We start from the raw sequence: 13,523 nt of genomic DNA on the forward strand, positions 1-13,523 counted from the left end.
AATACTTATCATAACGATAATCATTATCAGTTGATCTGCGAGATTATCTTATGAATTATCTATCTCGGACGTCGGAAGTAGACGTGGCGGCGCAATGTTTTCTCAACGCACTTTTCCGTGAAACACGTGACTGGAAACATCTCACGGAGGCGCCTCCACTGCAAAATGAACACATCATTTTGCCGCTATCGTCTTCTCATACCCTCTGTTTTCCACTGCGTTATTTTTCCCCTACTCAACATCATCAGTATCAATTCCCAGCCCTGCTCATTAGCCCGGAATTCCCGGTGGGTGAGCCAGTCAGTTTTGAACAATGGGTGTCACTGATCCTGGCAAAACCGGCCATAAGAACGGAATTGAAAAGCAACGCCATTGAACGGTTCCAACATCGGGTGCAGGAAAGCCATACCAATACCTGGCATGCAATTAATCTGCGTCATCGCTGGCCAGCTTTGCGGCAACAACCGCTCTCATTTTCAGACGCCGAACAAGCGCTGCTGGTGGGACACGCTTTTCATCCTGCGCCTAAATCGCATGAGCCATTCAGTGAATCAGAGGCGCGGCGTTATCTGCCTGATTTTGGCTCACGCTTTCCGCTGCGTTGGTTATCCGTTGAAAAGCAGTACATTGCTGGCGAGAGCCTCGGGCTGACGTTACGCGCACGACTGTTTCGCTTCACCGCCCAAAATGCGCCAGATCTGTTACACCATTTCACCGATACGCATTGGCTGGTGCCGATGCATCCCTGGCAGGCACAGCATCTGCTATCGCAATCATGGTGCCAGCAACTGGTCGCGCAAGGGGCATTGGTCGATTTAGGGGAAGCCGGCAGCGAATGGTTCCCCACCAGCTCGTCCCGTTCGCTTTACTCTCCCGCCAGCAACGACATGATCAAATTTTCACTCAGCGTACGTCTGACAAATTCTGTTCGCACATTGTCGGTGAAGGAGGTGAAACGCGGTATGCGCCTTGCTCGTCTTGCTCAGACAGCGCAATGGCAAACGATGCAGATGCAACATCCCACGATGCGGGTCATGCAAGAAGACGGCTGGGCCGGTTTGCGCGATGTGGAAGGTGTCATCCAGGAAGAGAGTCTGATGGCACTGAGGGTAAACCTGCTTTTCGACACTCCGGAAACGCAGACTAATGTGCTGGTAAGTCTTACACAGGCTGCACCTGACGGAGGCGATAGCCTGCTGGCAGCGGCAGTGCGCAGGTTAAGCGTCAGGCTGGGATTATCTTTACCGCAGGCAGCGCAGTGCTGGCTCAACGCCTATTGCGATCACGTGCTGCTGCCCCTGTTTAGCGCTGAAGCAAACTTCGGTTTGGTGCTGCTGGCGCACCAACAAAACATTCTGGTGGAGATGCAGCAAGATCTCCCCATCGGCCTGCTTTATCGCGACTGCCAGGGAAGCGGCTTCACGGAAAATGCCAGCAACTGGCTCGCCGAAATTGATGAAACCGATGCCGAAAATCACTTCAGTTGGGATCAGGTGCTGCGTTATTTCCCTTATTACCTGTTAGTAAACTCGACCCTTGCCGTGACCGCGGCGCTGGGTGCTGCGGGTTTCTCCACTGAGCTTCTTCTGATGGAACAGGTGCGCGACAAACTGGCGGCGTTACGCAACAGCGTCAGCGATACCCGCACCCTGGATTACGTTCTCGATAGCAAACACTGGAACTGCAAAGGCAACTTCCATTGTTACCTCCACGATCATAACGAAAACACCATCGTCGATCCGGCGGTGATCTACTTCGATTTCCAGAATCCGTTTTACAGGGAGAAGTCATGATGCCGCAGGCAAACATTGTTCATGTTAATCAGGGGTTCTACTGTTCTCAAACCGAGCAGTTCTTACCCTTGATGCTGGGACTGGATAACAGCGCATCATTGCCGCTGATCCCCTCTATGCCTGATGGCTGGCTTGTTGACGTCATCGACCAGTTATTGGTCGCAGCGCCACAGCTAAGCGGTATCCACCTTCCCTGGGAACAGTGGCAACACGAAACGCAGGCGCAGAAATTATTTGACGCGGTCAACGGCGACTTCTTCTCGCGTGAGACTTTCTGGCAGCTGCCACTCTGGTGCAGAAGCGAACCCGCAGTAGCCCGCGGGAAGATGCAGTTTGACCAGGAGCGTCAGCTCTATTATCCCGTGCGCCCTGCCCGTCCGGAAGGCGAAGTTTATCGCCGTTACGATCCCCAGATTAAGCGGACACTCAGTTTCCGCGTAGCAGACATTGCACAAGACGCCGAGCGCTTTACTCGCTGGATGAACGATCCCCGTGTCAATGCCTTCTGGGAAATGGCCGCGCCGCAGCCAGAACTGGAAACTTACCTGCGTAAACAGCTTGATTCAGGTTACTGCTATCCGCTGATAGGTTGTTTCGACGATCAACCTTTTGGATATTTCGAAGTTTACTGGGCGGCTGAAGATCGTATCGGTCGCCATTATCGCTGGCAGCCCTACGATCGTGGCCTGCATATGCTGGTGGGTGAAGAAACGTGGCGAGGTGCGCACCATATCCGCAGTTGGTTACGCGGACTGACGCATTTTCTGTTCCTGGACGAATCCCGTACCCAGCGCGTCGTGGCTGAACCCCGCTTCGACAATCAACGTCTTTTCCGTCACCTCCCGGTAGCGGGCTATCACACCCTCAAGGAATTCGACTTTCCGCATAAACGCTCCCGTCTGGTGATGAGTGAGCGCCACCGCTTCTTTACGGAGGTGGGCTTGTGATGTGGGAGCAGGTCAATCGCGAGATGATCGCCAAAATTCTCGCTGAGCTTGAGTATGAGCGTGCGCTGCATGCCAGCGAAGAAAGTTCCGGCCGCTGGGCCATCGTCGTGGGTGCCGTGCGGTGGGACTTTACGGCCAGCCGCAGTATCTGGGGCTGGTTGCACATCGTGCCCGACTCACTCAGCGGCGGACCCGCGGAGGCCGATGCCCTGTTGCATCAACTGGCGACGGTGCTGGAGATGAGCGATGCCCAGACAGCTGAACACCTGGAAGACCTCTACGCAACGCTTCGTGGTGATATGCAACTAAGGGAAGCGCGTCAGTCTCTGACTGCGGACGATCTGATTGATCTCGATCCTGATGAACTACAATGCCTGCTCAGCGGGCATCCAAAGTTCATTTTCAATAAGGGTCGCCGCGGATGGGGAATCGATGCATTACGCGCCTATGCCCCGGAGTACCGGAATCGATTTCGTCTGCACTGGATAGCGGTGCGGCGGGATAAGTTCGTCTGGAGTCAGGACCAAAACTGCGATATCGCAGGGTTAATCTCCAGCGCCATGGACAGCGCCGAGCTAACGCGTTTCCGCCAATGCTGGCAGTCTTTTCAGCTCGACGATAGCTGGATTGCGGTGCCCGTTCACCCGTGGCAGTGGCATCAAAAAATCGCCATCCACTTCCTGCCTTATCTGGCTCGCCGTGACATGGTCGAGCTGGGGGAATTTGGGGATAGCTATCTGGCGCAGCAATCATTGCGCACGCTGACCAATGTAAGCCGCGTCGCGCGCTTTGATATCAAACTACCGCTGACCATTTACAACACCTCCTGCTATCGCGGCATTCCTGGTAAATACATTGCCGCCGGGCCGCTGGCCTCTGGCTGGTTGAAGCAGCAATTTGCACAAGATGAGACGCTACGTGCAACGGGCGCGCAAATCCTCGCCGAACCGGCCGCAGGGTATCTGGCGCACGAAAGTTACGCCGCGCTGGCTGGTGCACCTTATCGCTATCAGGAGATGCTCGGTGTCATCTGGCGCGAAAATCCCTCCTGTTATCTGCAACAAGGCGAGCAGGCGGTGCTAATGGCCGCATTGATGGAGACGGATAACGCCGGATATCCGCTAATTAGCGCCTGGATTGCACGCTCAACGCTGGATGCAGAAAGCTGGCTGAGCCGCATGTTTAAAGTCGCGGTGATCCCTTTCTATCACCTGATGTGTCGTTATGGCGTTGCGCTCATTGCCCATGGGCAAAATGTCACGCTGGTGATGAAAGACAACATTCCGCAGCGCATCCTGCTTAAAGACTTCCAGGGCGATATGCGTCTGGTCGACGACGCATTTCCGGAAGCGTCATCTCTGCCTGAATCCGTTAAGGAAGTGACCGCCCGACTCAGCGCTGACTACCTAATCCATGACTTACAGACCGGACACTTTGTCACCGTGCTGCGTTTCATCTCCCGACTCACGCTTCAGTCCGGTATCAGTGAGCCGAATTTTTACCGACTGCTTGCCAGAGTGCTTCAGCAATATATGGAGAAGCATCCGGCCATGGCTGATCGTTTCGCGTTATTCGACCTGTTCAAACCGCAAATCATCCGCGTTGTTCTCAACCCAGTAAAACTGACTTTTTCTGAGCATGACGGTGGCAGCCGCATGTTGCCAAATTACCTTACCGATCTTGATAACCCCCTCTATCTGGCCACCCGGGAGTCAGAATCATGAAAACCTACGATTTTATTGGCATCGGCATTGGGCCTTTCAACCTCAGCGTCGCCGCACTGGCTGAAGGCCTGGAAGGATTTACGTCTCTATTTCTTGAACGCAAACCCCACTTTGCGTGGCATCCCGGCATGATGGTGCCGGATTGTGCCATGCAAACCAGTTTCCTCAAGGATTTAGTGAGTGCGGTTGAACCCACCAATCGCTACAGCTTTGTTAACTATCTTGTCCAGCGGAAAAAATTCTACCGTTTCCTGACCACCGAACAGCGAACGGTGTCACGCGAGGAGTTTTCAGACTACCTCTCCTGGGCCGCGGCTCGCCTGAGCAATCTGGCATTCAGCCAGGCGGTAACGCGTGTCAGTTTTAATGACGCAACTCAGCTTTTCACCGTAGAAACCGCTCAGGATCGCTATCACGCACGCCATGTGTGCCTGGGGATTGGTAAACAGGCAAGTCTGCCTGGATGCGTTTCAGAGCAGAGCGATCGCTGCTTCCATGCCAGCGAAATGATGCTTCGCAGGCCGGACCTTAAAGGTAAACGCGTCACTATTGTGGGTGGAGGTCAAAGCGGAGCCGATCTGTTTCTGAATATCTTTCGCGGTGAATGGGGCCAGCCCGCCGCCCTGAATTGGGTTTCCCGCCGTAATAACTTCAACGCGCTGGATGAAGCCGCCTTTGCCAATGAGTATTTCACTCCGGAATACCTGGAGAGTTTCTCCACCTTAGGTGAAAGCGCTCGCCAGCAGATGTTGAACGAACAAAAAATGACATCGGATGGCATTACCACAGAATCGCTGCTCGCTATCTACCGGGCGATGTACCACCGCTTTGAAGTTCTGCGTGAACAGCCCTGGGCGCATCTGATGCCATCTCGTTCGGTCACCCATATTGCAAATCAACAGGATCACTCACAGCTGACACTGCGTCATCAGCTCGACCATGGCGAAGAGCAGCTGGCCACCGATGTGGTGATATTTGCTACCGGCTATCGCCCAGCTCGTCCCGCTTTTCTGGCGCCTGTTGCACATCGGTTGCAGCTGGATCCAGATGAGAATTTCCAAATCAACACCGATTTCACCCTTAACTGGGATGGGCCAAACAGTAACAGCCTTTTTGCCGTCAATGCCGGGATGCAAAGCCTGGGCATTGCAGAACCCCAGCTTAGCCTGATGGCCTGGCGAGCTGCACGCATTCTTAATCGTGCGCACCCAGATGAGCCTTTCGAGCTGGCTACAACCCCTGGCGTTATCCAATGGCGAACACAGCAGCCAGAGGTGCAGGGTCAGGAACCTCAACGTACCGTTAATTCAGTTCTGTATTGAACACTTCATCGGAAAAAAATAAAAAATGAAACAGCCGTATCTCTGGGTATTAAAACCGTGTTTGCTCGCTATGCTCACTTCAAGCGCCTGGGCTGAAGAGACAAAGGAAGATCAAATGGTGGTCTCCGCCAGCCGCTCCCACCGTAGCGTCGCGGAAATGGCACAGACCACATGGATTATTGAGCAGGCCGAAATTGAGCAGCAGGTTCAGGGCGGTAAAGAGTTAAAGGAAGTACTGGCGCAGCTCATTCCGGGCATGGATGTCAGTAGCCAGGGGCGAACCAATTACGGCATGAACATGCGGGGACGTTCAATGATGGTGATGGTGGACGGCGTTCGCCTGAATTCATCACGCAGCGACAGCCGCCAGCTTGATTCCATCGATCCATTTAATATTGAGCGTATTGAAGTGATTTCAGGCGCCACGTCACTCTATGGCGGCGGCAGTACCGGCGGCCTGATCAATATCGTCACTAAAAAAGGTCAGACGGGTAGCGAAGTTGAATTACAGACCGGTGCCAAAAGTGGCTTCAACAGCCATAACGATCATGATGAGAATATCGGTGCCGGGGTAAGTGGCGGGAATGATAAAGCATCCGGTCGGTTGTCAGTGGCGTATCAGCGTTACGGCGGCTGGTATGATGGCAAAGGCGATGAGGTGATCATTGATAATACCCAGACCGGGCTGCAGTACTCCAATCGTATGGATATCATGGGCACGGGAACGCTGAATATCGATGAAAACCAGCAGTTGCAGCTCACCACGCAGTATTTCAAAAGCGAATCTGATGGCAAGCATGGACTGTATCTGGGTGAAAATTTTTCCGCTGTAACCGGTTCTGCTAACGCTTACAACTCTGGCAATCTCAACTCCGATCGTTTGCCTGGCACTGAACGCCATCTGATCAACCTGCAATATTCTAATACCGATTTTCTCGGCCAGGATCTGGTGGCACAGATTTACTATCGTGATGAAAACCTCACGTTCTACCCCTTCCCTACGCTCAGCGGTGGCCGGGTAACCAGTATTGGCGCCTCACAGCAGAAAACCGATTTCTACGGCGGTAAACTGACCCTCAACAGTAAACCCCTGGATGCATTGACGCTGAATTACGGCGTAGATGCTGACCATGAAACGTTTGATGCCAACCAGCAGTTCTTTAACCTGAACACCGCGGCACAAAGTGGTGGAATGACCCTGGAAAATGCCTATAACGTCGGGCGCTATCCAGGCTACAGCATCACTAATCTGGCGCCCTTCTTGCAATCCAGTTATGACATAGATGCCATCACGCTCAGCGGTGGTGTTCGTTACCAATATACGAAGAACAAAGTCGATGACTTTGTTGGCTACGCCCAGCAGCAAGCCATTGCGACCGGTCGGGCAACCTCGGCTGATGCCGTTCCAGGTGGCTCAACGGACTATAATAATTTGCTGTTTAATGCCGGGATTTTGGGACGCATAACCGAGCGCCAGCAGGTATGGTTTAACTTCTCGCAGGGCTTTGAAATACCCGATTTGGCGAAATATTATGGTTCTGGCACCTACCAATTGGCTAACGGCCATTACAACCTGACTAACAGCGTTAACGTCAATGACTCCAAACTGGATGGCATTAAAGTTGATGCTTACGAGCTTGGCTGGCGTTATACCGGAGATAATCTGCGTACCCAGCTGGCGGCTTATTATTCGCTCTCTGATAAAACCATCAGCATTAATAAAACCGATATGACCATTAATCTGGATGACGATAAGCGCCGGATTTATGGTGTTGAAGGGCAAGTTGATTATTTCTTCAATGACAGCGAGTGGAGCACGGGTTCTAACTTCAACATTATAAAATCTGAAACTCGCGTCGATGGAAAATGGGAAAAGTTGACAATTGACAGTGCAAGCCCATCTAAAGTCAGTGCCTGGTTAAATTGGGCCCCGGGTGACTGGAGCCTGAGAGTTCAAAGCACCCAGACTTTCGATGTTTCAGATGCTGATGGCAAGAAGATCAATGGCTATAACACCGTTGATTTCTTAGGCAGTTACGCTTTGCCAGTTGGAAAGCTCAGTTTCAGCGTGGAAAACCTATTAGACAAAGATTATACCACCGCATGGGGACAGCGCGCTCCAGGGCTTTACAGCCCAACCTATGGCGACGCCGGACTTTATACCTATAAGGGCCGCGGCAGAACATTCGGTCTTAATTATTCAGTTATATTCTGATTTTTAAGCAGTCATTAGCGCGAGCTAATGACTTTTTATTTATCGTTTTAACTGATATTTATTTTACACAGAAAACAGCCGCCAATTTGACCAAGCTCAGTTGCGCCAACCGCAAGCTTGCCACTCTCATCCAAAGTCATTAGCCTTTTACTAACGCAAAGCCGCGAATTATTTTGTGAGAAAATTATGGATCCCTTATCTGATGTTCTTCAACTACTCGCTGCCCAAAGTTCTGTCACCACAGGACAGTCTGCAGGGTCTCACTGGTCTATGCGGTATCCTGGGTTTGAAGGCATGAAATTCATCTCGATCCGAAAAGGTCACTTGTGGTTTCGACTGGATGAGCACGTTAATCCTGCGGTCAAAGCGCAGAGAGATGGATGCAAAACGAAAGTTAAAAATACGCGGAGTAATCCGGCGGGCTAATACGATCAACCGGATGCACCACTTTAATTTCATCAGCGCTTATACATAATCCTAAATTTCCAGTTAACGACCAGCATGTCCTGATCCTGCCTACGCGTGCCGGTAATATTGATAAGATAGGTGACGTTCTTCCAGCCAGGGTGACACCTTTTGCCACGCTCTCAGACAGTTGATAACTTAGCCCCAGTTCGCGAACCCATTCATTCTAATTGCCACTGGCGCTGGATACGAGCTCATGACTACCCGAAACATAGCTGCTATTAAAACTGATTCCAGGAAAACCCAGCGTGTACAGTTTTGCAGTGGAACGTAGGACCAGCGCTCGCTCATGTGCAGTTTTAAATTTAGATAACGGCGACTCGCTCACAAGCTAATTTGCGCTGCCGGATGTTACAGTTGATACGCCATCAACCGACTGACCCGAATCGAGGTAAGGCTAGCCACTCGGCCCCGTTAGCTGCTGATAACCCACACCAAACGTGCTGCCCCACGCTGACTAAGATGCAATGCTGCCGTATGCGTTGTTATCAACACTTCCGCCGTACTCATTGCCATTACTCCGGCTGTTGAAACAGCGCAAATCTGCTTTCAGTTTTCCCGGGCCCGACGACAACGTCTTGGTCATACCGACATAATTCTGCTGGTGGAAATCACTAAGCTGCGTAAAGTAGCCACTAAGTTCTAGCTGTTTTACTTGCGTGTAACTGCCACCGGCATAATTGAAGCCAGAGCTGAATACACTCTATTTATCCGTGGCTTTCAATAGCTGATAATGACTTAGGTTACGTCCTCGAACACGATCAATAAAAATCGGCATCTAGTACCAGATTACAACGTCGGTAGAATGCTATTTATCAGGTTAGTCGTCAGGGGGCGGTTGTTAAATCGGCTCTATCTTGCCAGGGTGGGATAATGATTAACTTAAAATTAAAATCGATCAACACATGCCTTGAGGTGTTTTTAATCCAAAAAAGCAGTCTACTGCATGGTGAGATTTAGTCATTAACACTGATGACATTCCTTAAATTCAACCTAACACCCCCTGCTAAGTCATATCCACTTCAGGAAATGGATACAGGCGATGGATTTAAATGATGGATATGCTGCCAGACATCCCACTCTTCATAGGGGTCTGTTTTCCCTTTCCCTGCATAGAGAAATCGCTGGGGATTACGTGTCATTCTTCCCTTTAAAACAGCATGAAACCTGAACTTATCGAAACTTCCTGTCACAGGATTATAAATTTCAATATGAGTGCTGTTGCGGGATACTTTTTAATAAAGGGTTGCTTGCCCTCGCTAAAAATGATGCAATCGTCCATATATCCTCCCGTTGATTACCCTTGTTAAGTTTAATCTCTGTTTGATTAATGGCGATAGGGAATCATCCTATAATTTCACTGTCATAATGTATACAAGGGACATTATTGAGCCACATGCACCTTCGCATCACTGCCTCGAATTTAATGATTAACGTTCATGGAAAAGTCATTTATTAATGCCTTCCGTAACACTTTGTGAAATGTTGTTTACTCACAGAAATTAACTATCGGCATTGACCTCAATATAAATATCTCTCCCCAACAGCTAATTCTCCCTATCATACTTCACAGAAGCTATCCCTTAACTCCCCTCCTCAAACGCCGACTTAACCGCCACCACAATCTTTTCCGCCCTTGCAGCATCCTCCAACTGTGGATACTCCTTCCTCAGCTTCCCCGACACCTGCCAGCCATTTTCCTTCAATGACCGAATAATGCGATTTGCATCCTGATCCGGCATCTCCAGCACTTCCTTCAGTCTCTCCTGCGCCTGCTGGAAAATCGTCAACACTCTGGCTTCATCGGCCATTTCCACGCGTACGGTGTGCTCAATCACTTTAGCGGTGTACAGCACGTGCGAGGTTAAATCCGGATAGCGCCAGGCGAAACGGGCATCATCATAATCAGAGAAAGAGAAGTTGCTCGGTGTACCATCGTCATACATCACGATCCCACCGAAATGGCAGGAGGTCGCGTAGCGGCGCATCAGGCGTTTTGAAAACACTTCAAGTGTGCGGTCATAGCCCACGCGGAAATCCAGTGAGCTGGTGATACTGGCCGAGACCGGCAGAATAACGCCCTCAGGGATGGCGCCGTCGCGTATCAATACGTCATTAATCAGGAAGCGGTGAATACGACCATTCCCGTCGCGCATCGGATGAATATAGACAAAGCCGAAAGCAATCACGCCCGCTCTTGCCAGGGGCTCGGCGCCACGCGTGGAGAGCTCAAATTCTTGTAATCCACGCATAAACTGCGGCAGGTCTTCAAATTGTGGCGCCACGTAATGCACGATGTCCTCGCGCATCGTGGCCTGTCCGACAAAGACCGGCGAGCGACGCAGCCCTAAACCGAGGGCATCATGGCCAAGAATCCCTTTTTGTAGAATATGCAGGCTTTCATCACTGAGTGGATCGTCGATTTGGCCGCAATATTGCGCGATCACATGCGCGAAACGCTGAATACGATCGGCCTGTTCTGCCTCTTTCTCAATCAAAAAGCTGGCCCGGGATTCCTTGAAAGTCAGCCAGCTGGCGGTTCGCAGCAGAACATCTGCGCCAAAGGTATCATCCAGTTCATGCAGTGCTGCCCTGACATCAAAGGCAATGGCATTCTCAACCTCAGGCGTGCGGCGAATCACAGGACAAAAGTCAGGCGAGCCGGGTAAGTTATCGTTGATACGCCAGCGTTTATTCTTGATTGCTGCAGTTCGCGTCAGATAGTCCTTCGCGGAGATCGCCGCAACATAGCCGCCGTTAGCCAAATCAGGCACGTTAGTGAGCGTATTACCCGTCAGCCACTCGTAGAGAAAGCCGGTGCGGCGTGCGTACTGGCCAAAGGGTTCTCGCAGGCACCAGCTTTCAATCGGTTCAGGGCCGATGGCAGCGAAGAGGCGGGCAAAAAACTCCAGATGGATCTCTTCATATTTGAGGCCGAAAGCAAAATGGCCTGAGAAGCTATCATCAGGCTGATAGCTGGTAGGATAGCGCTTCTCGATGCGTCCCTGATTCTCATGAGTGGCGCGAACCGTGCTAATAGATGATTCCACCCGCAGTGGCTGAACCAGTTCAATGTGATAGCGCTTGCAGAGCGCCTTAAACCCCACCAGCATCAGCTGAATCCTTTAATTTCTAAGTGAAAACGATAATTTTAAACCACTTTAGCGCTAAAATGATAATCCAGCACGCGACTCTGATAATTTTCTCGCAAAAACACTAACAAAAGCACGAGGTAAAACGAAAATGATAATGACAGGGTGGCGAAGAAATAATCAGATGTAAGGCGCCTAGGATTGATGAGGTTTGAGGTTTGAACATGTTAGAGGACAGCCGCAGTCATTCCCGGCTGCCATCATAAACATTGCGGTCTTCGGACAAGCCATGATGCTACGACTGACACACTAGCACTCAACACTTAATCCCGGACGAGGTTGCTAAAATTCTGGAACGACTCTTCCACCAGAATATTGACGTGACAAAAGACTTCCTGATCAGACTGGCGGTCATAACGGAAAAAGCGTGATATCACGACGCCCCGAAAAGAGGAGAGACTTTCATCCTCATCTGGATTACCGCCGATTTCCACAAAGTCACCCACTGACGGAATGAACATGACCGGTGTTTCCTCACCGGAGGTGCGAATAACGCTGCCTGCGGGACTCGGCGTTTCGTCGCCGCGTCGTTTGTACTGAAAGTCGATGCTGTAGGTTATTTCCAATGTTACCTCTGGATGTCATCCGCTCGAATCGTCCATACGGACTGTGTCGTCCTGGTGGCGATAATAATATCAGAGGTAATAATCAGGAATAAACAGTAAATCATCTGGTTATTGCGTAAATAAACTTCCTTGAAGATTTATCTGCCAGTCAGGGGAAAGTCATGCAGGAGTGATAAAGCACTGCTATATGAATATCCAGCTGATAAATATGAATATTAATTTCAGCCAATAATTTCTGAGCGTTGCTGATTAAATAGAACCTCGCTACCGCGTCGCTTTATTAGTCACCTTGGGTGAACATACCTGTGAAAAAGCATTCCTGATGCGTTGCTCATCTCTCAAGTTGTCATTCCCTCTGAATAGAGTTCAGCACGTCCTGCACTGAACCCTGTTCATTTTGAGAGGTTATAGCTAAATCAGAGCGCAGCCGCAAAAGCGGCTAAGTCCTGATTAAAACGCGCAGACTCCTCAATAAAGGGAGCATGGCCGGAGTGACTATAAATGCGCGTTTGAATAGCGGGATTCATCTGCTTCGCTCTGTTCAGCGATGCCGCAGGATTAATCAACGCGTCATGCTCACCGTAAATAAACAGTAACGGTACACGAACGTGCTTGAGCGCCTGCGCCAGTGGGATTGTCATCGACATCACTGCACGCTGCATCGGCCAGCCAGCCATTGCAGCGTTAGACAACAGCCGTTCAAAGGTTATGCGGTCTGGTTGTTGGTAGAAACAAAGCTGCAAAAAGGCTTTCTCACCATCGAGATGCGTTTTTAAATCTTCCGAGACCATGACGCGATAAACCTTGTCGTGCGCGGGGATTAACGCAGGGGTAAGTTCCACCACACCATCAACATAGATCGCACCACTGATCTGCTGGTCACCGAATGCCGCCAGATAGTTGGTCATCACCGCGCCGCCGAGCGACCATCCCACCAGCAGAGGATTTCGGGCATGGCTTTGTTCGATCACCGCTCTGAGATCCTCTGCCCAGCGCTTGCCATCGCTATAGGCCTGTGCCTGCTGCGGTTTGTCTGAGAGACCATGCCCGCGAAGATCAAACGTTATCAGGCGAAAGCGCTGGAGTTGCGGATCGTTGAGCTGTTTTTCCCAGTTAAGATGACTGCCTAACAAGCCATGGATAAAAATAATCGGCAATCCTCCAGGATTACCCGACTCTTGTACCGCGATCCGCACACCATCGGGGGCGGTGACGATGTAGTTCTTTTCCGCCGCAAACAGCGCGGTAGAAAATAGCATGATTAAAAGTGCACAAAACGTGCGTGAGATGTGTAACAGCATAAAAGCCTCCTGATATGAATGATTCCTGGCTATCCTGA

General features: G+C 50.8%; 9 protein-coding genes and 1 pseudogene. 6 read left to right on the forward strand and 4 right to left on the reverse strand.

Annotation, left to right across the window (positions count from 1 at the left end; genetic code table 11):
- The first annotated feature begins 50 nt into the window (after positions 1–50).
- The 6 genes from VI01_RS09680 (at position 51) to VI01_RS24865 (ending at position 8,427) form a co-directional block, all read left to right on the forward strand.
- Entirely contained in the window at positions 51–1,793 is a 1,743-nt protein-coding gene (locus tag VI01_RS09680; protein ID WP_045814966.1) for an IucA/IucC family siderophore biosynthesis protein, read from the forward strand.
- Positions 1,793–2,740, forward strand: a complete 948-nt coding sequence (locus tag VI01_RS09685; protein ID WP_045814988.1) for a GNAT family N-acetyltransferase — start codon at positions 1,793–1,795, stop codon at positions 2,738–2,740. Before VI01_RS09680 ends, VI01_RS09685 begins: the two co-directional genes overlap by 1 nt.
- A complete protein-coding gene (gene iucC / locus VI01_RS09690; protein ID WP_045814967.1) occupies positions 2,740–4,464 on the forward strand; it encodes an IucA/IucC family siderophore biosynthesis protein in 1,725 nt (574 codons plus the stop codon). Before VI01_RS09685 ends, iucC begins: the two co-directional genes overlap by 1 nt.
- Complete coding sequence (locus VI01_RS09695; protein ID WP_045814968.1) at positions 4,461–5,786, forward strand: lysine N(6)-hydroxylase/L-ornithine N(5)-oxygenase family protein; 1,326 nt, start codon at positions 4,461–4,463, stop codon at positions 5,784–5,786. The genes iucC and VI01_RS09695 overlap by 4 nt, the downstream gene beginning before the upstream one ends.
- A 25-nt stretch (positions 5,787–5,811) precedes the next feature.
- On the forward strand, positions 5,812–8,001 hold the full coding sequence (locus tag VI01_RS09700; protein WP_045814969.1) for a TonB-dependent siderophore receptor: 2,190 nt from the start codon (positions 5,812–5,814) through the stop codon (positions 7,999–8,001).
- 186 nt (positions 8,002–8,187) lie between these two features.
- Positions 8,188–8,427, forward strand: a complete 240-nt coding sequence (locus VI01_RS24865) for a cupin domain-containing protein (protein WP_072050578.1) — start codon at positions 8,188–8,190, stop codon at positions 8,425–8,427.
- Between the two features lie 205 nt (positions 8,428–8,632).
- Here the strand turns inward: VI01_RS24865 and VI01_RS25920 are convergent.
- The 4 genes and pseudogenes from VI01_RS25920 to VI01_RS09715 form a co-directional block, all read right to left on the reverse strand.
- Positions 8,633–9,148: pseudogene (locus VI01_RS25920) on the reverse strand (OprD family outer membrane porin); the annotation flags it as partial.
- Between the two features lie 901 nt (positions 9,149–10,049).
- Complete coding sequence (locus VI01_RS09705) at positions 10,050–11,579, reverse strand: Fic family protein (protein ID WP_045814970.1); 1,530 nt, start codon at positions 11,577–11,579, stop codon at positions 10,050–10,052.
- 302 nt (positions 11,580–11,881) lie between these two features.
- Positions 11,882–12,184 (reverse strand): hypothetical protein, encoded by a 303-nt coding sequence (locus VI01_RS09710; protein ID WP_045814971.1) that lies wholly within the window; start codon positions 12,182–12,184, stop codon positions 11,882–11,884.
- A 416-nt stretch (positions 12,185–12,600) separates the two neighbouring features.
- On the reverse strand, positions 12,601–13,485 hold the full coding sequence (locus VI01_RS09715) for an alpha/beta fold hydrolase (protein ID WP_045814972.1): 885 nt from the start codon (positions 13,483–13,485) through the stop codon (positions 12,601–12,603).
- Positions 13,486–13,523 lie beyond the last annotated feature (38 nt).

The sequence above is a fragment of the Pantoea sp. SM3 genome (assembly GCF_000963995.1).
In the GTDB taxonomy this organism is placed as follows: domain Bacteria; phylum Pseudomonadota; class Gammaproteobacteria; order Enterobacterales; family Enterobacteriaceae; genus Pantoea; species Pantoea rwandensis_B.